This is a genomic window from Herbidospora yilanensis, assembly GCF_001570565.1.
GTDB classification, from domain to species: Bacteria; Actinomycetota; Actinomycetes; order Streptosporangiales; family Streptosporangiaceae; genus Herbidospora; species Herbidospora yilanensis.
In genome coordinates, this window is record NZ_BBXE01000022.1 from 14087 (window position 1) to 36939 (window position 22853).

General features: G+C 69.3%; 21 protein-coding genes. 8 read left to right on the forward strand and 13 right to left on the reverse strand.

The features are described 5' to 3' along the window. Positions 1-107: 107 nt before the first annotated feature. A complete protein-coding gene (locus tag AW273_RS16415; protein ID WP_157555849.1) occupies positions 108-1472 on the reverse strand; it encodes a hypothetical protein in 1365 nt (454 codons plus the stop codon). Positions 1473-1593: 121 nt separating this feature from the next. On the opposite strand from AW273_RS16415, the gene AW273_RS16420 reads away from it, so the two are divergent. From AW273_RS16420 to AW273_RS16430, 3 genes are all read left to right on the forward strand, one after another. Continuing rightward, positions 1594-2754: a mannosyltransferase family protein gene (locus AW273_RS16420; RefSeq protein ID WP_198168179.1), complete on the forward strand. Its 1161-nt coding sequence runs from the start codon at positions 1594-1596 to the stop codon at positions 2752-2754. A 1-nt stretch (position 2755) separates the two neighbouring features. Continuing rightward, positions 2756-3268, forward strand: a complete 513-nt coding sequence (locus AW273_RS16425; RefSeq protein WP_232327459.1) for a gamma carbonic anhydrase family protein — start codon at positions 2756-2758, stop codon at positions 3266-3268. 263 nt (positions 3269-3531) lie between these two features. Next, positions 3532-4581: a coiled-coil domain-containing protein gene (locus AW273_RS16430; RefSeq protein WP_198168180.1), complete on the forward strand. Its 1050-nt coding sequence runs from the start codon at positions 3532-3534 to the stop codon at positions 4579-4581. Positions 4582-4854: 273 nt separating this feature from the next. Here the strand turns inward: AW273_RS16430 and AW273_RS36280 are convergent, their stop codons facing one another. The 3 genes from AW273_RS36280 to AW273_RS16440 all read right to left on the reverse strand — a co-directional run bounded on the left by AW273_RS36280 (position 4855) and on the right by AW273_RS16440 (position 6693). Continuing rightward, a complete protein-coding gene (locus AW273_RS36280) occupies positions 4855-5073 on the reverse strand; it encodes a hypothetical protein (protein ID WP_083949814.1) in 219 nt (72 codons plus the stop codon). A 140-nt stretch (positions 5074-5213) separates the two neighbouring features. Beyond that, complete coding sequence (locus AW273_RS16435) at positions 5214-5966, reverse strand: GntR family transcriptional regulator (RefSeq protein ID WP_030454864.1); 753 nt, start codon at positions 5964-5966, stop codon at positions 5214-5216. A 178-nt stretch (positions 5967-6144) separates the two neighbouring features. After that, a complete protein-coding gene (locus tag AW273_RS16440) occupies positions 6145-6693 on the reverse strand; it encodes a VanZ family protein (RefSeq protein WP_198168181.1) in 549 nt (182 codons plus the stop codon). Positions 6694-6854: 161 nt separating this feature from the next. On the opposite strand from AW273_RS16440, the gene kynU reads away from it, so the two are divergent. Continuing rightward, entirely contained in the window at positions 6855-8072 is a 1218-nt protein-coding gene (gene kynU, locus AW273_RS16445; RefSeq protein ID WP_062349202.1) for a kynureninase, read from the forward strand. On the opposite strand, the gene AW273_RS16450 is transcribed toward kynU, so the two are convergent. After that, a complete protein-coding gene (locus tag AW273_RS16450) occupies positions 8069-8470 on the reverse strand; it encodes a ClpX C4-type zinc finger protein (RefSeq protein WP_030454867.1) in 402 nt (133 codons plus the stop codon). The two genes, kynU and AW273_RS16450, sit on opposite strands and share 4 nt — an antisense overlap. A 27-nt stretch (positions 8471-8497) precedes the next feature. Continuing rightward, the gene (locus AW273_RS16455; protein ID WP_062349203.1) at positions 8498-8836 is read right to left on the reverse strand and encodes an MmcQ/YjbR family DNA-binding protein; all 339 of its coding nucleotides are present in this window, start codon (positions 8834-8836) and stop codon (positions 8498-8500) included. Between the two features lie 70 nt (positions 8837-8906). Here AW273_RS16455 and AW273_RS16460 point away from each other — a divergent pair, with 70 nt between their 5' ends. Then, positions 8907-9188 carry a YiaA/YiaB family inner membrane protein gene (locus tag AW273_RS16460; RefSeq protein ID WP_062349204.1) on the forward strand — a complete coding sequence of 94 codons (282 nt, stop codon included), beginning with the start codon at positions 8907-8909 and terminating at the stop codon, positions 9186-9188. Positions 9189-9193: 5 nt separating this feature from the next. Here AW273_RS16460 and AW273_RS36285 read toward each other — a convergent pair whose 3' ends face one another. The 7 genes from AW273_RS36285 to AW273_RS16495 all read right to left on the reverse strand — a co-directional run bounded on the left by AW273_RS36285 (position 9194) and on the right by AW273_RS16495 (position 18539). Beyond that, positions 9194-10717 (reverse strand): L,D-transpeptidase family protein, encoded by a 1524-nt coding sequence (locus tag AW273_RS36285; protein ID WP_157555851.1) that lies wholly within the window; start codon positions 10715-10717, stop codon positions 9194-9196. A 69-nt stretch (positions 10718-10786) separates the two neighbouring features. Continuing rightward, positions 10787-11806, reverse strand: coding sequence for a polysaccharide deacetylase family protein (locus AW273_RS16470; RefSeq protein ID WP_062349206.1), 1020 nt, complete (start codon positions 11804-11806; stop codon positions 10787-10789). Positions 11807-12018: 212 nt separating this feature from the next. Next, on the reverse strand, positions 12019-12849 hold the full coding sequence (fdhD, locus tag AW273_RS16475; RefSeq protein ID WP_062349207.1) for a formate dehydrogenase accessory sulfurtransferase FdhD: 831 nt from the start codon (positions 12847-12849) through the stop codon (positions 12019-12021). Continuing rightward, on the reverse strand, positions 12842-13708 hold the full coding sequence (locus AW273_RS16480) for a 2Fe-2S iron-sulfur cluster-binding protein (RefSeq protein WP_062349208.1): 867 nt from the start codon (positions 13706-13708) through the stop codon (positions 12842-12844). Before AW273_RS16480 ends, fdhD begins: the two co-directional genes overlap by 8 nt. Next, entirely contained in the window at positions 13705-15576 is a 1872-nt protein-coding gene (locus tag AW273_RS16485) for an NAD(P)H-dependent oxidoreductase subunit E (RefSeq protein WP_062349209.1), read from the reverse strand. The genes AW273_RS16480 and AW273_RS16485 overlap by 4 nt, the downstream gene beginning before the upstream one ends. 7 nt (positions 15577-15583) lie before the next feature. Next, complete coding sequence (locus tag AW273_RS16490; RefSeq protein ID WP_062349210.1) at positions 15584-17509, reverse strand: molybdopterin oxidoreductase family protein; 1926 nt, start codon at positions 17507-17509, stop codon at positions 15584-15586. Positions 17510-17555: 46 nt separating this feature from the next. Then, entirely contained in the window at positions 17556-18539 is a 984-nt protein-coding gene (locus AW273_RS16495; RefSeq protein ID WP_062349211.1) for a 2-dehydropantoate 2-reductase, read from the reverse strand. A gap of 73 nt (positions 18540-18612) precedes the next feature. On the opposite strand from AW273_RS16495, the gene AW273_RS16500 reads away from it, so the two are divergent. The 3 genes from AW273_RS16500 (at position 18613) to frc (ending at position 22853) form a co-directional block, all read left to right on the forward strand. After that, positions 18613-19806 carry a molybdopterin molybdotransferase MoeA gene (locus AW273_RS16500; RefSeq protein WP_062349212.1) on the forward strand — a complete coding sequence of 398 codons (1194 nt, stop codon included), beginning with the start codon at positions 18613-18615 and terminating at the stop codon, positions 19804-19806. A gap of 129 nt (positions 19807-19935) precedes the next feature. Next, positions 19936-21618, forward strand: a complete 1683-nt coding sequence (locus AW273_RS16505) for a thiamine pyrophosphate-binding protein (RefSeq protein WP_062349213.1) — start codon at positions 19936-19938, stop codon at positions 21616-21618. An 8-nt stretch (positions 21619-21626) separates the two neighbouring features. Further along, complete coding sequence (gene frc, locus AW273_RS16510; RefSeq protein ID WP_062349214.1) at positions 21627-22853, forward strand: formyl-CoA transferase; 1227 nt, start codon at positions 21627-21629, stop codon at positions 22851-22853.

The window sequence follows — 22853 nt, forward strand, 5'->3', positions numbered from 1 at the left end:
ATTTCCCGCTAAGCGCGATCACAATTCGGTCAATTTCCCAAGGTGGGTGGGACCTGATTGCTAAAGGATGATTTGTCGGTCTTTGCGGGGTAAGGGGGATCTGGCGGTCAGGAGTGGTACAACCACTCCGAGGTGATCTCCGAGACGGGCCTTCCGGGCATCCGCAACGGCGAAGGAACCGTGTCGTCGCGCTCGTGAATCAACTTCCCAGAGACCGCGGAAGCCAACGGGAATCCTCTTTCCGGCACCGCCGTGCCGATCATGGCAGACCATGCCAGACCTGTGGCGTAGGCCGCGCCGAGCAGTGTCGAGGCGGCCTCGCGGCCCGGCGGGGACAACACGTCGGGCAGGGCGCCTTCTGCGGGCCACAGGGCCCTCAGCGGGTGGGCCGAATCGTCAAGGGCCTCGCGCGCGGCCCGGCGCACCTCGTCGTCGAGCAGGGGGAAGACATCTGTCACCTGAGCGTCAGCCACCGTTGACAGGTCACAGGCGAGGAGGCTCGCGGCGGCCAGGCGCGGGTCGACGCCCCGGCCGGCCAGGTAGCCCAGTGCCTCGGTCAGGTCGTAGAAGGTGTGCTGGAAGTGGTCCTTCGGGGCGGTCTCGTGGATGGTCGTACTGGTCAGATGGGGTGGCAACCGGTGCAGCCAGTGTCTGGCCAGGTCTGACACCCGGTCGACGTGGCCGTGGTCGAGCCAGGGTTGCCGCAGCAGGGGCTCGATCATCACCGTGAGGGCCTGGGCGCGCGGCCGGAAGCGCGGGTCGTCGCTCAGCACGGTCGCGACCTCCGCCGCCAGCCCGGCCAGGCGCAGCGCGGTCTCGTGGGCCCCGGCGGCCAGCCTCTCCCTGTACGGCTCCAGCAACGACTCCAGCCGCACCCCCGGCAGCCACCTGACCCAGTCGTCTCCCGGCAGCGGCCGGCCCAGGAACTCGCCGAACATGGTCAGCAACTGCTCGTTGCCGTCGAAGGCCGGCGCGTAGGCGCACCACATGACGACGCCCCACACCACCGCCACGGGCGAGGTCACCTCGGGGGCGAACAGGTCTTTCAGCGGGCCCGGGACGAGCGGGAAGTCGTCCTGGCTCAGCCCCCGGTGGGCCGCCAGGATGGCCCTGATCCGCTCGGCCACCTCCGGCAGCACGTCGGGCCCCACGAACCCCTGCGTCGATCCCCGGTCGGCCGCGAAGTCGGGGCCTTGCGGCACCAGCCACCACGGGATGGCGGGGTTGACGCGTACACAGGTGTTGCGCACCCCGGGCTCGGCCGGGGGCGGCGCCAGCATCCACTGGCCGTCGGCGTCGCGCCGGTACCAGCGCGCGCCCAGCCCGAAGATCCAGCACGAGCCGTCGTGGGCCGACAGCCCACGGCGGGCGAGCGCCTCGGCGCGTGACTCCATCCGGCGGAGCGACCACTGCGGGTCGGCCACCATCGCCCGGACGTCCTGCTCCACGGCCGCGAAACCGTCAAACTGCACGAGCCACATGCTAGAACATGTGAAACTTTCACCCGCCTGAGCTGGATAAATGGCTCTGAGCTGGGGGACCTGCGGCACAACCTCTTGGCATGTCCGCTGTTGTTCCACTTCGATGGTCTTCGTGACGGACACCCAGCAGGCCAAGACCGACGCGGACCAGCCGGAAAACGTTCCCTCCGCCAGGCGGAGATGGCTCGGCCAACCAGGCGACCTGACCGCGCTGGGCATCTGGTTCTGCTGGCACGTCGCGACGTACGTCTACATGGTTCTGGCCGCCCCCGGCCGGACCGAGGCGCCCCTCCTCGACCGGCTGACGCCCTGGGACGCCGAGAACTTCATCACGATCGCCCAATACGGCTACGACGGCGCTCCCGGGATGACCGACGCGCCCAAGCTGGTGGCGTTCTTCCCAGGGCTGCCGCTGCTGCTGCGTGATCTCAACTGGCTGGTGCCCAACTATGACCTGCTGATCGTGCTGGTGTCGGTCGTGGGGAGCGCGGTGGTCGCCGTGTTCCTGTCGCGGCTGAGCGAGTCGTACAAGGAGGGGACGGGCACCTGGACGGTGCTGGCGTTCTTCCTGTCGCCGTTCGCGGTGTTCATGTGGGCGGGCTACTCCGAGGCCCCGTTCCTGGCGCTGGCGATCCCGGCCTGGTTGCTGGCCCGTCAGGGCCGCTGGGAGTGGGCGGCCGTCTGCGCGGCGTTCGCCTCGTCGATCAGGATCACCGGGTTGTTCCTCGCGCTGGGCCTGGCGGTCATGTTCCTGGTCTCGGAGAACGGGCTGCGCGCCGACTGGCGGAAGCTGTTCTGGCTCGTGGTGCCGGGGTTGCCGGTGCTGGCGTACATGATCTTCCTGAAGATCCGGGTCGGCGACTGGATGGCCTGGAACGCCGCCCAGGCGCAGTACTGGGGGCGCTATCCCGTCGACCCGGTCGAGGTGCTGACGAACACCTGGAACCGGTCGCTGGAGGAGCCGGTGCTCGCGACGTCGTATCGTGAGGAGATCATCGCGGCGTTCGTGCTGGTCATCCTGATCGTCTGGCAACTGGTGCGGCGGAGATGGGCGGAGTTCGCCTACCTGGCACCCCAGGCGGTCGCGTTGCTGGCGATGTCCTCGTTCTACATGTCGGTCGGGCGGGCATCGTTGTTGTGGTGGCCGCTCTACATCGGGGTCGGCATCGCCGCGGCGCGCAACAAATGGGCGTTCATGGCGTATGTCGCGGTGGCGGCGCCGGTCATGGCGATCAATGTAGGAAACTTCACCACGGGGGCCTGGGTTGGCTGAGGTGTTCGCTCTGGACGACGACCTGCCGTCGATCGATCCGACGGCGTGGATCGCGCCGGGCGCGGTCGTGGCCGGCCGCGTCCGCGTCGGCACGCACGCGAACGTCTGGTACGGCAGCGTGCTACGGGGAGACGACGAGTCCATCGAGGTCGGCGCCCAGTGCAACGTCCAGGACCTGTGCTGCCTCCACGCCGACCCCGGCTTCCCCGCGGTCCTCGAACCAAGGGTCAGCGTCGGCCACAAGGCGGTGGTCCACGGCGCATACGTGGAGACGGGCGCCCTGATCGGCATCGGCGCCATCCTCCTGAACGGCGCCTACATCGGCGCGGGCACCTTGGTGGCCGCGGGCGCACTGGTGACCCCGGGCAAACGATTCCCCGGCGGCGTGCTGTTGGCGGGCTCACCCGCGAAGATCATCCGAGATCTGGACGAAGACGACGTCGCGACGTTCGCGGAAACCCCAGACCGCTATATGGAGAAGGCAAGGCGTCACGCCCGAGCCCGCCGCTGGTGACTAACCCGGTGTCCTGATCATCCACGCCCGACTGTCACACATTTGTCGCTTTGGTACCGACGCGGGCGCGCCCGCGTCCGGACCGAGGAACGCGGGAGAGCGAAGCGAACCGTAGTGACGAGGGAAGACGCGGGCATGAGGGCGCCCGCGTCCGCCGAGCCCGGAGGGCTCGGCCAATAACAGGGTTCGGGTTGCGCCTCGCCGCTGATGGCAGGAAAGTCGTGTCTTGATACGTCTTCCCGCCATCTCCCCCAAGGCTCTTCATGACGAACCAGACTGACAGTTTCCCCGACCTCATGAGCGACGACTCGTTCGAAGTCGTCATGCGTGGATACAGCCGCCGTCAGGTGCATGACTACATGATCCGCACCCGGAACCAGATTCGTGATCTTGAGGAGCGTCTGGCACGTACCATCGACCAAGCCGAGCAGAGCCGGCTGGAGCTCGCCGAGGCCCGCCGGAAGCTGACCGAGGCTCCGCAGAGCCCCGACGAGCTGGGCGAGCGACTGAGCCAGATTCTCAAGCTGGCCCACGAAGAGGCGCGTGCGAACAAGGAGGCCTCGGAGAGCGCGGCCTCGCAGATGCGCGACCAGGCGGCGACCGAGGCCGACCGTGTGGTGTCGACGGCGCGGGAGCAGGCCGACTCGATCAGGTCGGCGGCGCAGGAGGAGGCCGAGCGGCGCATCCACGACGCGACGGCGTCGGCCGAGCGGCTGCTGGCGCAGGCCGGGGCCGAGGCGGAGGAGAAGGTGGCGACGGCCAACGCCGAGGCCGAGGAGACGTTGCGGGACGCGCGGGCCGAGGCCGACCGGCGGGTGACCGCCGCGACGCTGGAGGCCGAGAAGCTGGTGGCCGAGGCGAACGCGGTGTCGGAGCAGACCTTGACTTCGGCCAAGCAGCGTGCGGGTTACCTTGACGAGCACACCGGTCGGCGTGTGGTCTATCTGACCGACACCCACACCGAGGTGATGCGCCGGCTGAACGAGATCGGCGCCGTGCTGGGTGACCTGCTGCACCGGGAGCAGGCCGCCGGTGCGCTGATCGACGAGGCGTCGGTGCTGCCGCCGGCTCCGTCGATCGACGAGGAGCTCCCGGTCGAGCGGGTGGAAGAGGACGAGGTTCCGGCGTCGGCCGCGCAGCCGGCAGCCGCGCCTTCCCCGGCCGCCGCCGGTCCCGCCGTGCTGGCCGATCAGGCCGCCGAGGAGGATGACTCCGAAGACGAGCACGTGATCGTCGATCACGACCCGGCCGTCGAGGCCGCGCCGGTTGACCTGCGACGCGGGCTGCCTCCGATGGATGCCCGCGGCGCGTGAGCGGTGGAGATGGGCCCGCCAATGGGGTGGCGGCGGGCCCATCGCCGATCGTGAGCGGGGACGGCTGCCGGTCGTACCCGCTGTTCGACTCCGGCCGGCGTCGTCGGCGGCCGGTGTGGTGCCCCGTGAGAGCGCCTCTTCGTTGGCTGGCACCAGTGGAAAGCGCCCCCACGGGGGTCTGTGGTTAATTTGTGTACGAGAAAGCGGAAGCCTCCGCCCCCGATAGGGTCGGAGGCTTCCGCGCTTGCGGTGGGAATCTGTCCGACAGACACGTCAAGGATCCGCCGTGTTGGCACGTTCCTCCTGATCGCGTAACAACTGGCGTAATCCTTCCGGCTCGTCCGCGTCGATGGTCATCGCGCAGCCGGCCTCCCGCTGGGCGGAACTGAGGGGATGGTGGCGGGTTGCCCACCACCGTCCCGCATCGCTCCGCCAGATAGTCCATTCCGGATACTCGCGGGCAATTTCGGCAAGATGCCGGTCAAAGGACATCTGCCCACCTTTCCCTCGCCGAGCCGCCCCGGGTGTACCCCGATCTCCTTGACGTCTCCCTATCAAGGTGCGGGACATCTCTAGAGAAGACAAGATCCTGGGAGGACAGGTCCACCTATCGTCCGATTTTTCAACTTGAACTACGCATCGAAGTCGTACTGGAGTACATACGACGCGGCGTCGAGTGTCATCTCGTTCAGCTCAACCGGTATGCCTCCCGAGGTGTACGCCGTGCGCACGACGACGATGATCGGGTTCCCCGGTGGCAGATGCAGGAGCTCGGCCTCCTGCGGCTGGGGCATGCGTGCGCGTAACTCCTCGGTGAAGTGGGCCGGAAGATATCCGAGGTCGCCCAGCCGGGCGTAGACGCCGCCGGGACCGGTGTCGGGCAGGGTGATGGCGGTCCCCTCCACCAGGTCGGCGGGGAAGTGGGAGACGGCCAGTTGCACGGGCCTGCCGTCGACGTTGTAGCGCCGTCGGCGGATCCAGACCTCGTCGACGTCGAGGACGCGCCCGATGTCCTCGCTCGCCGGCAACCGTTCGATGTGGACCTCGTCGACGGTGTAAGCACGACCCCGGGTGTCGGAATCCCAGATCGCCCGCCCCTGCCCCCACTGTTCACGGGACAGACGGCGTGACCCATGTCGCCTGATGGGTCGAAACAGCCTCACGTATACCCCCGAACCTCGCCGCGGAACAGCCAGGCCCTCATTGATGAGTACGGCCAGCGCCTGCCGTGCGGTGGCGCGGGCGATGCCGTACTCGGTCATGAGGGCGTTTTCGCCCGGTAGCCGCTCCCCATCGCGGAGTTCACCGGACAGGATCTGCGTGCGCAGCCTGTCGGCGATACGCCGGTAAATGGGGGGCTCGTGATGCACCGGGGACTCGGTCACGTTTGATCACCCTCTGTCACCAACGGGGGGTTAGCGTCTCCAGAGAACTTGCCCCGTCTTGTCCACGATCGCACAGAGAGAATGGTTGGTCCCGAGCCTAATTTGAGCGGATCGTGCCCCTGTGGCGATCTTCAGCGGTTAGTGCAGCCCATTACCCTGGAACGGTCCTAGCCGCTATTCACCCGGCCCACCAACGCTGCGTCATGACCGCAGCCAGGACCGCACCTGTCGTGTTCAGCAGGATGTCATCGACTGACGACACACGGTGGAGCTCCAGGCCGTATTGAAGTAACTCGACGGTAAGAGATCCGGCCGCCGCGACGGCCGCGACGATCTTCAAACGAGCCAACTTTTGAGACCTGAGGGGCAAAAGCGCGCCCAGTGCGGCGAACACCAGCAGGTTGCCTCCGACCTGCACGAACGCCGTCCCGGCCGGTCCCGTCACAACCTGTGCAAGATCGTGAAACGGGACCAGACCGACCGCCCGGTCAGGAGCCGACGGGTCACCGGGAGTGAGGATCATCCAGAGCCAGGGCGCCGTGCCGATCACGATGAAGACGTCCGCGTACGCCGTCCGCGCAGGTTCCGGGTGGTTGGAACGCTCCCGGAGCCGAGTGAGCAGGTGGGCGACACCCCATCCGGCGGGAATGGTCAAGAGGGTGGCGATGACGACATGTCCCCATAGATCCCACGCCAGCAACATGACTGTGTCCTTTTTGGCATCCATCGGGCCCGTTGTTCCGGACACCCCATGGCATTTGCGGTCAGGTCTAAATGCGACAAAGAACTTAGCCGTAAACGGTCACCAGAAGGTGGCCCATTGGGAAGCCGACCCTTGGTGACGCATTGGGCTGCCGAGTCAGGATATTTCTGGAGATGATGTCTGGCATGAGCATCACCCGCGCCGGCTGTGCCGCGCTCGACTCCGCCGACCCCCTTCGCGGTTTCCGTGCGGAGTTCGTCCTGCCGGAGAACGTGGTCTACATGCTCGGCAACTCGCTCGGCGCGTTGCCGCGGCGCACGATCGAGGCCGTCTCCCACACGGTCACCACCGAATGGGGTCGTGACCTGGGGCAGAGCTGGAACACCGCCGGATGGTGGGACCTGCCCGAGGTGATCGGCGACCGGATCGGGAACCTGATCGGCGCCGGGCCCGGCACGGTGCTCACCGGAGAGTCGACCTCCGTCTCGATCTTCAAAGTGATGTCGGCGGCCGTCCGGCTGCGTCCGGGCCGCCGCACTGTCGTCGTCGAGTCGGAGGGCTTTCCGACCGATCGGTACGCCGTCCAGGGGCTCGCGGCGGGCTTCGACCTGAACGTGCGAGATTTCGGTCCCGACGATTCGCTCGCCGACCGCCTCGACGACGACGTGGCCGTGGTGCTGCTGTCCCACGTCGACTACCGGACCGGCGCGCTGCGCGACCTGGCCGCCGACACCGCGTCGGCGCACGCCGCCGGGGCGCTGGTGATCTGGGACCTCTGCCACAGCGCCGGGGCGCTGCCCGTGGAGGTGGGCGCGGCCGACTTCGCGGTCGGGTGCACGTACAAATATCTGAACGGCGGGCCCGGAGCGCCGGCCTATCTCTACTGCGCGCCCGCGCACCTGGCGGAGGCCGAGCCGGTGCTGCGCGGCTGGCACGGGCACGCCGCGCCCTTCGCCTTCGAGGCCGACTACCGGCCCGCCGACGGCGTTCGCCGCTTCGGCGCCGGCACCCCGCCGATCCTGTCGATGAGCGCGCTCGGCGCCTCGCTGGAACTGTGGGAGAAGGTCGACATCAGGTCGGTGCGGGCCAAGAGCGTGGCGCTGACCGAACTGTTCATCGCGTTGACCGAGCCGCTCGGGCTCGACCTGGCCACCCCGCGCGACCCGGTCGCCCGCGGCAGCCAGATCAGCTTCCGGCACGAGCACGGCTACCCGATCATGCGGGCTCTGCTCGACCACGGGGTGCACGGCGACTTCCGCGCCCCCGACATCATGCGGTTCGGGTTCACCCCGCTCTACCTGCGCTACGTCGACGTGTACGACGCCGCCGACACCCTCGCCGAGATCATCGGCAAGGGCATCTGGCGGGACGAGCGTTATCAGCGCCGGGTGACGGTCACCTAACGCGTCTTGGCCTTGTCGGCGACGATCTCGGCGGCCAAGGCGACGCATTCGGCGCAGATCCGGCCGCCCTCGCCGTAGACCATGTGCAGGTGTGGGTTCGGCGGCTTGCGGCAGAACGAGCAGGCCGCCGCGCGCCGCGTCTTGCGGGCCGAGAACGGGTGGGTGAAGTTGCGGGTGAAGCGCTTACGGGCGGCCTGCTTCGACACGCCGAGGCGGTCGCCGATGGCCGTCCAGGAGGTGCCCGCGGCGCGGGCGTCGCGGACCGCCAGATCGATCAGGGCGTCGGCGTCGCGGGTCATCTCCTGGCTCAGCTCGTTGGCTGCGGCCAGGGTGTCCAGCGGGTCAGAGGGGTTGGCCGCGCGTTTGCGTGCGCGGGCGAGTAACTCTGATGGCTCCATATCGACAACATTAGGTTGTCATCTGGGTCAGAGCAACTTGCCGAGCCGTTTCGGCGCGACGAGCCGGTAGCTCTCCTCGACCCAGTCCTGGAGCACGTCGATCTCGGGCAGATCGCCCTCGTAGGGGACGGTCACCCAGCCATGCCGGCCCAGGCCGTAGCGGCTCGGGATGGCGCCCGGCACGCTCAGCGCGTGTCCGTGGGCGACGACCAGCTTCATGCCGAAGCCCGTGCCCCGATCAGGGGAACCGAGGAACAGGAAGATCTTCTTGTTCACTTTGACGACGGCGTCGTCGTCCCAGGGGAAGTCCTCGAACGCCTCGGGCAGGGTGAGGGCGTACGCGCGGAGTTCGGCTCGGATACTCATGTGCTACTCACCGGTAACTTGGGCTGCGGGGCTCAGGTCGGGCCCCAGGCTGGGCCTCCAGCATTGCCCCATGAACAAGCCCGTGCCAAACAAGACCACATCCGCCTATTTCGCGCAGTCCGTCATCTCGTTCGGGCTGGCGCTCGGCGCCCTCACACTGGGGGTCGCCTACCTGCCCGTCGATCCCTGGATCAGGTCGTTCTTCGCCGTCGGCGTCTTCTATCTGGTGACCGCGTCGTTCACGCTGGCCAAGGTGATCCGCGACCGGCAGGAGGAGTCGGCCGTGGTGGCCCGGGTCGACCAGGCGAGACTCGACCGGCTCCTCGCTGAGCACGATCCCTATCAGAACTGACCGGCTTAGGTGTACTTGCTCTGCGCGCCACGGACGTAGACCGGTTCGCCGGAGTTGACCATGGCGTAGATGATCTTTGAGGTGTGGATCGGAATCCGGATGCATCCGTGTGAGGCCGGATATTTCGGTACCTCCGAGGATCCGTGCATGGCGATGCCGCCGTTGAAGTAGATCGAGTTGAACATCGTGCCGAGCGGACTCGTCGTCCAGCCCGGCGCCCGCGTCCCCGCCCGGAAGTCGCCGGCAGGGGTGCGGGCGAAGCCACAGTGACCGTTGTCGCAGTACGACCGGTTCGCGCCCGTCGAGATGTGGGTCGTCAGATCGGGCTTGCCGTCCCGCCAGACGGTGAGAAGCTGACGCCGTACGTCGATCTCGACCCGGTCGGTGGCCCTGGGCCGGACCAGCGGCTTGACCCGACGCGGGTGGCGGAGCGCCCACAAGGTGTCCCGGTCGATGCGGTTGGTCATGCGCAGGCCGTTGACCTTCTGGAAGGCCCAGACGGCGTAACGGGTCGTCTCGCCGTAACGGCCGTCGTCGACGCCGGAGTCGAAGCCGAGCTCGCGCAGGCGCTGCTTCATCGCGCGGATCTGGTAGCTCTTGTCGCCGAACTTCATGACCTCGGGACGGCGGGGCCGTTGACGTTCGTGCCGCTGGTGGCCGACCTGGTGGGCGTGGTGCGTGCCGTTGTGGGCGGCGGGGTGGGCGGCGGCGTGGGCATGGTGCGCGTTCGGGTGCTCGTGATGCCGACCGTGCGCGTCGTGATGCCGGCCGTGCGTGCTGTGGTGGCGGGTGTCCACCTCATGACGTCTGTCGTCCATGTCGTGGTGCCGGCCGTGCGCGTCGTGGCGGCCGCCGCGCATGTCATGGTGTCGGCCGTGTGCGTTCGCGCGGTCGCCGTGGACGTCGTGATGTCGCGGATGCCCGTCATGGTGTCGGTCGTGCGCGTCCGGGCGGTCGGTGTAGTGGAACCGCATGTGCTGGCGGCCGTCCCGGCCGTCAGGGTGTCTGCGGGGCGTCATCGAGCGCCGGTGATTCGCCTCGGAGTGGCGGTGGCCGAGGACCGTGCGTGCGTTCGTGGTGTTGTAGGCCGCGCGCTGGACGGTCGTGCCGGTGACCGTGCGCCGGGCCGTCGTGCTCGGGGCCACACGGCGTTGCGCCCCGCCGTTGGCCGCGCGCCGTTGTGCCGCCGCGGGAGCGGCGTGCTGGTCGGCCGGGTGGGCGACCGCGCGCCCGGCGGCGGTGTCCCGGGCCGCGTGCCGCTGGAGTGCGGCGTAGGCCGCGCGCTGGTGGGCCGTGCCCATGGCGGCGCGCCGCTGGATGCTGGCGCGGGTGGCAACCGGGCGCCGGTCCCGTGTGTGGTCACGGTTCACGGTCGGGCGCCCGTGCTGCTTGTTCTCCTGTACGTGCTTGTGGTGCCGGTCTTTCACGGCCTGGTTGCCGTGCTTTCTATCCGCCGAGTCGGCGAAGGCCGCCGACCCGGTGATCAGCGCCAGCCCGAATCCGAGGCCGACGACCATATATGTCCGCATGGGGGCGAAATTCCCACGATGATCCCCGGACAGACCGGACTTAGGCGATCTTGATGGAAAGATGATCTTTTAATAGGCGAGTGCCTTTGTCTTGGCGCTCGGGGCCAGCATCGTCTCCTGGAACTTCGGGAACGCGACCGTGCGCGCGTCGCCGTCACTGGTGTAGCGCTCGCCCGGGTTCTCCTTCAGCCAGTCGAGCCACCCCGTCGAGCAGAACTTCGCGCAGTCGCCCTTCTTGTCCATCGACCGGATGCGCGGGATGCCCAGCGGGTCGAACGCTCCGCTGAACGGCGACTGGGCCGGCATGTAGCCCGCCAGGAACACGCCGGAGTAGTTGTACTTCACCCCCTTGTCGGAGCCCTTGAGCGCCCACTCCTTGGTCTTCGGCTGGTTGCCGTAGGGGAGGGCGAAGGTGACGACCTCGCCGCCGTTGAGGTCGGTGATCAGCTTGTGCCCGGCGGTGACCTCGTCGAGCACGACCTGCTTGGGCTTGCCCATCAGGTTGGTGTGGTCTTTCGTGTGGTTGCCGAGTTCCATGCCGTGCTGCTTCAGCCAGGCGACGATCTGCGCCTGCTCGGCCGGGCTGCTCTTGCCGAACATGTCGCGCGTCACGTAGAAGGTGGCCACCGGGCGGAAGCCCGGGTACTTCGCACCCGCCTCCAGCAGGATCGCCACCGCCGTGTCCTTGGCCGGGGTGCCGGTCCCGTCAAGGGTGACCTGCGACGGCGACGAGTCGTCGAAGGTCAGCACGACCGGGTGCTTCCCGGCCGGAATGTCGATCTTCCCGGTCACGTACTCGGCGGCGGTGATCGGCACGTAGCCTTCCTTGGCCAGCCGTTCGAGCTCGGTGCGGAACTGCTTGGGCGTGCGGTCGTCCTGGGTGGTCGGGTTCTCGATGATGCGGTGGTACATCAGGACCGGGATCTGACCCAGTTCGTTGGCCTTGACCGCCTTCGCGTTGGCCGCGCTCACCGGCTTGATGGCCGCCGGTTTGACCTCGACCGCCGTAGCGGGCTTCTGGCCTTGGTTGGCGCCACATGCCACACACCCGGCCAGCACGATCAATCCGACAGTCGCCGCGGCTCTCATCTCTGGTGCCCCTCCGATAAGTCATGTCATTGACACGGAGAGTGATCCCCTTAGGTGAGGACGAAGACGGCTAAGAGATTTTAAAGTTCACGTACAGGGCGAAATGTGGCATTCGGGATGCCGGTGGTGAGGGGGCGAAGTGTCACCGACCGGCATCCCGTCCGCCATCGTGAAGACGCCACCGGCCATGCCCCTGACCTCGGGCGGCGGTATCACGATGACGTGCTGATCCGCTCCTCTCCGGAGTAGACGTTCATGGACCGGCCACGCACGAACCCGAGCAGGGTCAACCCGGATTCGGCGGCCAGTTCCACCGCCAAGCTTGACGGCGCCGACACCGCGGCCAGCACCGGAACGCCCGCCATGACGGCCTTCTGGACGAGTTCGAACGAGGCCCTGCCCGACACCATGAGCGCCGTTTGCCGAAGGGGCAGCCGGTCGTCGCGCAGCGCCCACCCGACGAGCTTGTCGACCGCGTTGTGACGGCCGACGTCCTCTCTGACGGCCAGCGCCCGCCCGGCCGGCGTGAACAGCCCGGCGGCGTGCAGGCCGCCGGTCCGGTCGAACACCTTCTGGGCGGTACGCAGCCTTTCGGGCAACTCGGCGATGACCTCTTCGGAGAACGTGACGTCGTCGGGGGCGACGTCCCAGCGGGCGACGGTCCGGACCGCGTCGAGCGAGGCCTTGCCGCAGACGCCGCACGACGAGGTCGTGTAGAAGTTGCGCTCCAGGGAGGTGGCCGGCGGCCGTACGCCCGTCGTGAGCCGCACGTCGAGCACGTTGTAGGTGTTCTGGCCGTTCTCCAGGGCCCCCGCGCAGTAGCGGATCGCCTCGATGTCGCTCGCCTTGCCGATGACGCCCTCGCTGACGAGGAACCCGGCGGCGAGGTCGAAGTCGTCGCCGGGGGTGCGCATCGTGATGGTGAGCGGCTTGCCGTTGAGCCGGATCTCCAGCGGTTCCTCGGCGGCCAGCACGTCGACCCGGTGGTTGTGCCCGGTCTCCCGGAGCCGCAGGATCCGCCGCTGGACGGTGACCCTACCCATCGGAGGCCACGTTCTGGACGTGCTGGAAGCCGAACCGCCCCTTGATGCACAGGTTGCCGTGGGTCACCGGGTTGTCGTGGGGGGAGGTGACCTTCACGATCGTGTTGTCCTGCACGTGGAGGGTCAGGTTGCAGCCCACGCCGCAGTAGCTGCAGATCGTGGTGGTCTGGGTCTGCCGATCTTCGTCCCAGGTGCCGGCCTCGCGCATGTCGAACTCGTTCTTGAACGACAACGCGCCCGTCGGGCAGACCTCGACGCAGTTGCCGCAGAACACGCACGCCGAGTCGGTCAGGGGGGCGTCGAACTCGGTGGAGATCGTGGCGTCGAAGCCGCGCCCGGCGACCGAGATGGCGAAGGAGTTCTGCCACTGCTCGCCGCACGCGTCGACGCACTTGTAGCACAGGATGCACTTGGCGTAGTCGCGCACGTAGAGGTCGTTGTCGACCTTCGGGGGCTCGGCGACCGTGGCGGCGTCTTCGCCGAAGCGGGCCGGGTCGGCCCCGTATTCGGCCATCCACTCCTTGGCGTTGGGAGTGGTCGACAGGTCGACCGAGGAGCCGAGCAGCTCCAGCACCACCTTGCGGCTGTGGCGGGCGCGGTCGGAATCGGTCTTCACGACCATGCCGGGTTCGGCCTTGCGGGAGCACGCCGGGGCGAGGGTGCGGGCGCCCTCGACCTCGACGACGCAGACCCGGCAGGCGTTCTTCGGGCTGAGGGTGTCGCCGTAGCAGAGGGTCGGGATGTCCTTGCCGGCCGTCTGGCAGGCGTCGAGCAGGGTGTCGCCTTCGGGGACGCGCATCGCCTCGCCGTCGACGGTGATCTCGATGAGCCGCCGTGGCGGACGCAGGGGGACGCTCATGAGCTCTCCTTAGCCGTGAACACTCCAAGCCGGTCGATGGCCGATTCGACGGCGTTCCAGGCGGTCTGGCCCAGGCCGCAGATCGAGGCGTCGCGCATGGCCTGGCCCACCTCCCGCAGGAGCACCAGATCGCCCTCGCTGCGCCGTTTGGAGAGCCGGTGGAGGGCCTCCTCCTGGCGGACCGTGCCGACCCGGCAGGGCACGCACTGGCCGCACGACTCGTCGCGGAAGAACTCGGCGATGCGCAGCAGCACGCCGGGCAGCTCGACCGTGTCGTTCAGCACCAGCACGACCCCGGAGCCGAGCGTGGCCCCGGCGGCGCGGGTGCCCTCGAAGGTCAGCGGGATGTCGAGCTCGTCGGCCCGCACGAACGCCCCGGCCGCACCGCCGAGCAGGACCGCCCGGAGCTCGCCGGTCGCGCCCCCGGCGAGGTCGAGCAGGTCGCGCAGGCTGGCGCCGAACGGAACCTCGTAGATGCCCGGCCGATCGACCGTGCCCGAGACGCAGAACAGCTTGGTGCCGGTCGACGACGACGTGCCGACGGCCGCGTAGGCGGCGGCGCCCATCTCAAGAATGTGGGGGACGTTGACGAGGGTCTCGACGTTGTTGACGACCGTGGGCTTGCCGAACAGGCCCTTCTCCACCGGGAACGGGGGCTTGGTCCGGGGCTCGCCCCGGAACCCCTCGATCGAGTTGAAGATCGCGGTTTCCTCGCCGCAGATGTAGGCCCCCGCGCCCCGCCGGATCTCGATGTCGAAGGAGAACCCCTGGCCGAGGATGTCGTCGCCCAGCAGGCCCCGCGACCGCGCGACGGATATCGCGTTCTCCAGCCGTTTGAGCGCGCGCGGGTACTCGCCCCGGATGTAGAGGTAGCCGAGGGCGCAGCCGTTGGCGTAACCCGCGATGGTCATGGCCTCGATCAGGGCGAACGGGTCGCCCTCCATCAGGACCCGGTCTTTGAAGGTGCCCGGCTCGCTCTCGTCGGCGTTGCAGACGAGGTAGTGGGGCCGGTCGAGCTGCCGCGCGGTCGCCTCCCACTTGCGGCCGGTGGGGAAGGCCGCGCCGCCCCGCCCGACGAGCCCGGACTCCAGGACCTCGCGGATGACCCCGTTGGGACCGAGCTCGAAGGCCCGGCGTAAGCCGGTGTAGCCCCCGGTCGCCCGGTAGTCGTCGAGGCTCAGGGGGTCGACGACGCCGATGCGCCTGAGCAGGACCAGATCGTCGGGCCGGGGCGACCGGCCGCCCTCACCCGGAACGGCATCCGGGCCTGTCTGCCCGCGCGGTCGGGTCTGTGGCACCGCGGCCTCGACCGGAGGTTCTTCCGTCGTGGTCGGCCACTCCTGCCCGACGGCGCACGGCCCGTAGACCGCGTTCGCCGGGGGATCGCCCGCCTCGATCGCCAACGCGGCGGGAGCACGTTCGCACAGGCCCAGGCACGGGCTGGGCTGCCAGGAGACCCCGGGTGGGCCGAAGCGTTCCTCGACGTCGCGGCGGACCGCATCGGCGCCCTTGGCCGCGCACGCGAGGTCGGTGCAGACGTGGAGCACCCGCGCCTGGCGGGGCTTGACGGAGAACAGCGAGTAGAAGGTCGCCACCGAATAGGCCTCGGCCGGCGGGATCGTCAGACGGCGGCAGATGTAGTCGAGCGCGCCCTCGCTGATCCAGCCGACCCGGTCGTTGACCGCGTGGAGGGCGGGCAGCAGCAGGTCGCGGCGGTCGCGTGCCACCCGGGGGGCCTGCGTGGCGAAGCGCAGGTCGAACTCGGTGCGGTCGCCGCCGTCCCAGGCGGACGAGGGCGCCCCGAGGAGCGCGTCGACTGCGGCGCGCTCCTCGGCGGTCGGTTCGGCGTCGCGGAACCGAAGATCCATGCGTCGGTCACCCGGCCTTCGCGGGAACGAGGCGGTCGATGCGCACCGCCGCGGCCTTGAACTCCGCCGTTCCGGCGATCGGGCAGGTCGCCTCGATCGTCAGGGCGTTGGTGTCGACCTCGTCGGGGAAGTGCATCGTCATGAAGACCAGGCCGGGACGCAGCGCCGGGTCGATGTAGACCGGGGCCACGACGGTGCCCCGCCGTGAGGAGACGCGGACCTCTTCGCCCGCGGTGACGCCCAGCGTGGCGGCGTCTTCCGGGGACAACTCGATGTTCTCGCCGCGCCGCAGCGGGGAGGCGAAGCCGGAGCTCTGCACCCCCGTGTTGTAGGAGTCGAGGCGGCGGCCGGTGGTGAGCCGGAACGGGTATTCGTCGTCGAGCAGGTCGACCGGTGGCGAATGGCGCAGGATCGCGAACGGCGCCGGTCTGCCACGTTTGCCGGGGTCGGTCTCCCACAGCCGGCCGTGGAGGAACGGGGGTTCGAGCTCCTCGGTCGAGGGGCAGGGCCACTGGATGCCCTGGTGTTCGGCCAGCCGCTCGTAGGTCATGCCGTAGTGGGCGGGCGAGACCGAACGCAGTTCGTCCCAGACCTCTTCGGCGCCGGAGTAGTTCCAGTCGTGGCCGAGCCGGCGGGCCAGCTCGCACAGGATCCAGATGTCGTCGCGGGCCTCGCCCGGCGGCACCAGCGCGGCGCGCACCCGCTGGACACGGCGCTCGCTGTTGGTGAAGGTGCCGTCGGACTCGCACCAGGCCGCCCCGGCGGGCAGCACCACGTCGGCCATCTGGGCCGTCTTGGTCAGGAAGATGTCTTGGACGACCAGGTGGTCGAGCATGCTGAGCCGCTTGACGCAGCTCAGCGAGTCGGCCTCGGACTGGACCGGGTTCTCGCCGATCAGATAGCAGGTGGTGACCTCGCCCTCGGCCATGGCCTCGAGCATCTCGGTCAGGTTGAGGCCGTAGCGGGGCTGGATGGGCACCTGCCAGGCCGACTCGAAGCGGGCCCGGATCGCGGGGTCGAGGATGTCTTGGAAGCCGGGGAGACGGTTGGGGATGGCGCCCATGTCGCCGCCGCCCTGCACGTTGTTCTGGCCGCGCAGCGGCGACAGGCCCGAGCCGTAGCGGCCGACGTGGCCGGTCAGCAGGGACAGGTTGATGAGGGCGCGCACGTTGTCGGTGGCGTTGTGGTGTTCGGTGATGCCGAGCGTCCACACCAGTTGCGCGCGGTCGGCGCGGGCGTAGGCGTGGGCCATCTCGCGGATCGCCTCGGCGGGCACGCCGGTGACCTGCTCGGCCGCCGACAGAGTCCACGGTTCGACGCTGGCGGCGTATTCGGCGAAACCCTCGGTGGCGCGCTCGATGAACGTCGTGTTGTGGAGACCGGCGTGGATGATCTCGCGGGCCACGGCGTGGGCGAGCGGGATGTCGGTGCCGACGTTGAGCCCCAGCCAGCGGTCGGCCCACTGGGCGGTGCCGGTCCGGCGGGGGTCGACGGCGAACATCCTGGCGCCCTTGCGGATGCCCTTGAGGACGTGCTGGAAGAAGATGGGGTGGGCGTTGCGGGCCGCCGAACCCCACATCAGGATCACGTCGGCGTCTTCGACCTCCTGGTAGGAGGAGGTGCCGCCGCCGCTGCCGAAGACGGCCGACAGGCCCGCCACGCTCGGGGCGTGGCAGGTGCGGTTGCACGAGTCGACGTTGTTGGTGCCGATGACCACCCGGGTGAACTTCTGGCCGATGTAGTTCATCTCGTTGGTCGACCGGGCGCACGACAACATGGCGAAGGCGTTGGGCCCGTGGGCCGCCACGTTGCGCCGGAACCCCTCGGCCGCGCGGTCGAGCGCCTCATCCCACGTGGCCCGCCGCAGCACACCGTTCTCGCGCACCAGGGGATGGGTCAGCCGGTCGTAGTGCTCGGCCTTCTTCCTCTTCATTGACCTCACCCTTTCGCATTCTGTATGCAGACTACGGTATGCCCGCTCATGCGGCGCCAACAAGCCGGGTCTGGGTGTCGAGCAGATCGGTGACGGCATGGATCGCCCGGAGCGTGGGCACCGGGGTCTCGGTCAGGCCGGCCAGTTCGACCACCGCCGACAGCAGCACGTCGAGTTCGAGGGGCTTGCCCTTCTCCAGGTCCTGGAGCGTGGAGGTCTTGTGCTCGCCGGCCTTCTCGGCCCCGGCGAGCCGCCGCTCGATCGAGATGTGGGGGTTGCAGCCGACCGCCTGGGCGACCGCGACCGTCTCTTCCATCATGGTTCTGACGAGCTCGCGGGCGCCGGTGTGGCGGCAGATGCCGGCCATCGTCGCGCGGGCGAGCGCGCTGATCGGGTTGAACGCGACGTTGCCCATCAGCTTGACCCAGATGTCTTTGCGCAGATCGGCTTCGACCGGGCATTTGAGGTCGCCGGCGACCATGGCGTTGCTGAACTCGACGCACCTGGGCGACAACCGCCCGCTGGGCTCGCCGATGGAGAAGCGGGTTCCTTCGAGGTGGCGGATCACGCCGGGGGCCTCGATCTCGGTGGCGGCGTAGACGACGCAGCCGATGGCGCGCTCCAGCGGGAGCGCCTCGGTCACCGAGCCGCCAGGGTCGACGCTCTCGATGCGGTAGCCGTCGTAGGGGCCGCCGAGCCGGTGGAAATACCACCACGGGATGCCGTTCTGGGCGGCGATGAGGCTGGTGGACTCGTGGAGCATGGGCGCGATCATCTGACCGGCCGCGGCGTAGGAGTTGGCCTTCAGGCCGAGGAAGACGTGGTCGACGGGGCCGACCTCGTGGGGATCGTCGGTGGTGTGCGGGTGGGCGGTGAAGTCGCCGCGCGGGCTGAGCACGCGCACGCCTGACTTCCGCATGGCCGCGAGATGCTCCCCGCGGGCTATCAGATGCACCTCGACGCCGGCGCGATGCAGGGCGGCCCCCACATACGCGCCGATGGCGCCGGCGCCAAGAACAGCGACCTTCACACTAGCTCCGTTCTCGCGTCGACAGTGCATTCGGTATACGGTATGGCAACGGTGTCGTCAAGGAGGTCGACCGATGACCGTGTTGTCGCATACCCGGCCCGAACACGCCGCCGGGCACGCCGACCTGCCCTGGGATCACGCCCGCCGGCTCGCCGCCGCGGCCACGCTGCCGCTGGTCGCGGCGGAGGTCCCGCTGTCGTCCGCCCACGGCCGCCGGCTCGCCGCCGCGCTGCGTGCGCTCGTGGCCCTGCCGGGCGCGGACCTGTCGGCGATGGACGGCTACGCGGTCGGCGGCCCCGGCCCGTGGCAGGTCGTCGGCGGCGTGCTCGCCGGGGGTGCGCCGTTCCCGAGGGAACTCGGTCCGGGCGAGGCCGTGGAGATCGCCACGGGGGCGCCCGTGCCCGAGGGGGCGGTCTGCGTGGTGCCGTACGAAAAGACGGAGCGGGCCGGGCCGGTGATCGGCGGGCCGTGTGAGCCGGGCAGGCACATCAGGCGGCGGGGGGAGAACGTCTCCGAGGGCGAGGTCGTGCTGACCTCCGGGGCACTGGTCACGCCGGCGGTGCTCGGGCTGGCCGCCGGGCTCGGCCACGACACCCTGTGGGTGCGGCCGCGGCCCGTCGTGTCGGTGCTGGTCACCGGTGACGAGGTGGTGGGCTCGGGGGTTCCGGGGGCCGGGCTCGTGCGCGACGCGATGGGGCCGATGCTGCCGCCGCTGATCGCCTCGGCCGGGGGCGAGGCGCTGCCGCCGCGCCACCTGCCCGACGGGGCCGGGGTGCTGGAGGCCGCCCTCGGGGAACCAGGGGCCGACGTCGTCGTGGTCTGCGGCGCGTCGTCGAAGGGGCCGGCCGATCACCTGCGCGGCGTGCTCGGCCGGCTCGGCGCGGCGGTCCTGGTCGACGGCGTCGCGGTGCGGCCCGGCCATCCGCAGGCCCTCGCCCGGCTTCCGGGAGGGCGGCTGGTGGTCGGGCTGCCCGGCAATCCCTTCGCCGCCCTGGCGGCCGCGATGACGCTGCTGGTGCCGGTGTTGCGTGCCCTTGACGGGCGGCCCGAGCCCGAAGGCGAGCTCAGCGCCGTCGCCGGGCCGGTGCGCGCTCATCGGCGCGACACCCGCCTGGTGCCCGTCTGGAGATCGGCGCGCGGCGCGATCCCGGTGGGCCACGACCAGCCCGGGTCGCTGCGAGGTGCGGCGATGGCCGACGCCCTGGCCGTGATCCCGCCCGGCTGGGAGGGCGGCCCGGTGGAGCTTCTCGCGCTGCCCCTGCGGTAACCGGTTCGAAATCTTGTAACCCGCCGGAAAGGTATGGACATCCTCGGAAGCCGGGGGTAACCATGTTCCTCATACGGTATGCAGTATGGCGTAGACGCAAGCAGAAACGTCTTTGAGAGGACGGCCCTGATGACGGAACCAGCCCCGGACCAGATCTCCGGTGGTCACCTGGTCGCTAAGGCGCTCAAGGCGGAGGGGATCGACGTGATCTTCACCCTCTGCGGCGGCCACATCATCGACATCTACGACGGCTGTGTCGACGAGGGCATCGACGTGATCGACGTGCGCCACGAGCAGGTCGCCGCCCACGCGGCCGACGGCTACGCGCGCATCACCGGCAAGCCCGGTTGCGCCGTGGTCACCGCGGGGCCCGGCACCACCGACGCGGTGACGGGCGTGGCCAACGCCTTCCGCGCCGAGAGCCCGATGTTGCTCATCGGCGGCCAGGGCGCCCTGAGCCAGCACAAGATGGGCTCGCTGCAGGACCTGCCCCACGTCGACATGATGACCCCGATCACCAAGTTCGCCGCGACGGTGCCCTCCACCGAGCGGGTGGCCGACATCGTGTCGATGGCGTTCCGCGAGTGCTACAACGGCGCGCCCGGCCCGTCGTTCCTCGAGATCCCGCGCGACGTGCTCGACGCCAGCGTCCCGGTGGCCAAGGCCCGAATCCCCCAGGCCGGCCGCTACCGCGCCTCCACCCGCCAGGCCGGCGACCCCGAGGCGATCGAGCGCCTGGCCGACCTGCTCGTCCACTCGGAGAAGCCCTGCGTGCTCCTCGGCAGCCAGGTCTGGACGACCCGCGGCACCGACGCCGCGATCGACTTCGTCCGCGCACTCAACGTGCCCGCCTACATGAACGGCAGCGGCCGGGGCACCCTCCCGCCCGGCGACCCCCACCACTTCCAGCTCTCGCGCCGCTACGCGTTCAACGAGGCCGACCTCATCATCATCGTCGGCACCCCGTTCGACTTCCGCATGGGCTACGGCAAGCGGCTGTCCAGCACGGCCAACGTCGTGCAGATCGACCTCGACTACCGCACCGTCGGCAAGAACCGCGACATCGACCTCGGCATCGTCGGCGACGCGGGGCTCATCCTGGCCGCCGCCGCGCAGGCCGCCTCCGGCCGGGTCGACAACGGCGCCGCCAAGCGCAAGGAGTGGATCGAGGAGCTGCGCGCGGTCGAGACCCAGGCCTTCGAGAAGCGGCTCCCGCGCCAGCTCTCGGCGGCCGCGCCGATCGACCCCTACCGGCTGGTCCACGAGATCAACGAGTTCCTCACCGAAGACACCATCTACATCGGCGACGGCGGCGACATCGTCACCTTCTCCGGCCAGGTCGTGCAGCCCAAGTCGCCCGGCCACTGGATGGACCCGGGCCCCCTCGGCACCCTCGGCGTCGGCGTCGCCTTCGCGATGGCCGCCAAGTACGCCGAGCCCGACAAGGAGGTGTTGTGCCTGTTCGGCGACGGCGCCTTCTCCCTCACCGGGTGGGACTTCGAGACGATGGTCCGCTTCGACCTGCCGTTCATCGGCGTCATCGGCAACAACTCGTCGATGAACCAGATCCGCTACGGCCAGGCCGCCAAATACGGGCAAGACCGCGGCCGTGTCGGCAACACCCTCGGCGACGTCCGCTACGACGAGTTCGCCCGCATGCTCGGCGGCTACGGCGAAGAGGTCCGCGACCCCGCCGACATCCGCCCGGCGCTGGAGCGCGCCCGTGAGTCGGGCAAGCCCGCGCTGATCAACGTGTGGGTCGACCCCGACGTCTACGCCCCCGGGACCATGAACCAGACGATGTACAAGTAGGGAGCGGCATGCCCAAGGCCTTGGAGGGCGTTCGCGTCCTCGACATGACCCATGTGCAGTCGGGCCCGTCCGCGACGCAGCTGCTCGCGTGGCTCGGCGCCGACGTCGTCAAGCTGGAGGCCCCCACCGGCGACATCACCCGGAGCCAACTGCGTGACGTGCCCGGTGTCGACAGCCTCTATTTCACGATGCTCAACTGCAACAAGCGCTCCATCACGCTGAACATGAAGAGCGAGCGCGGCAAGGAGCTGTTCGTCAAGCTCGTGCAGGAGTCCGACGTCCTGGTCGAGAACTTCGGCCCCGGCGCGGTCGACCGCATGGGCTTCCCCTGGGAGCGGCTCCAGGAGCTCAACCCCCGCCTCGTCTACGCCTCCATCAAGGGCTTCGGCGGCGGGAGGTACGCCAAGTTCAAGGCCTACGAGGTCATCGCCCAGGCGATGGGCGGCTCGATGGCCACCACCGGGTTCGAAGACGGCCCGCCGCTGGCCACCGGCGCGCAGATCGGCGACTCCGGCACCGGCGTCCACGCCGTCGCCGGCATCCTGGCCGCGCTCTACCAGCGCGAGTCCACCGGCCAGGGGCAGCGGGTGCAGGTCGCCATGCAGCACGCCGTGCTCAACCTGTGCCGGGTCAAGCTGCGCGACCAGCAGCGGCTGGCCCACGGCCCCCTCAAGGAATATCCGAACCGGACCTTCGGCACCGAGGTGCCCCGGTCGGGCAACGCCTCCGGCGGCGGTCAGCCGGGCTGGGCGGTCAGGTGCGCGCCCGGCGGGCCCAACGACTACATCTACGTCATCGTCCAGCCGGTCGGCTGGAAGCCCGTATCCGAGATCATCGGCCGCCCGGAGCTGGCCGACGACCCCGAGTGGGCCACCCCCGAGGCGCGGCTCAACAAGCTCGACAAGATGTTCCAGCTCATCGAAGAGTGGTCGAGCCAGCACGACAAATGGACCGTCCTCGACCGGCTCAACGCGGCCAACGTGCCGTGCGGGCCGATCCTGTCCACCGCCGAGCTCATCGACGACGAGTCGCTGCGCGCCGAGGGCGCGGTCGTCACCGTCCCCCACCCCGCGCGCGGGGAGTTCACGACGGTCGGCAGCCCCCTTCAGCTCTCCGACTCCCCGGTCGACATCACGACGCCGCCGCTGCTCGGAGAGCACAACGACGAGATCTACACGCGGCTCGGGGTCACGGCCGAGGAGCTGGCCGAGCTGAAGACGAACGGAGTGATCTGA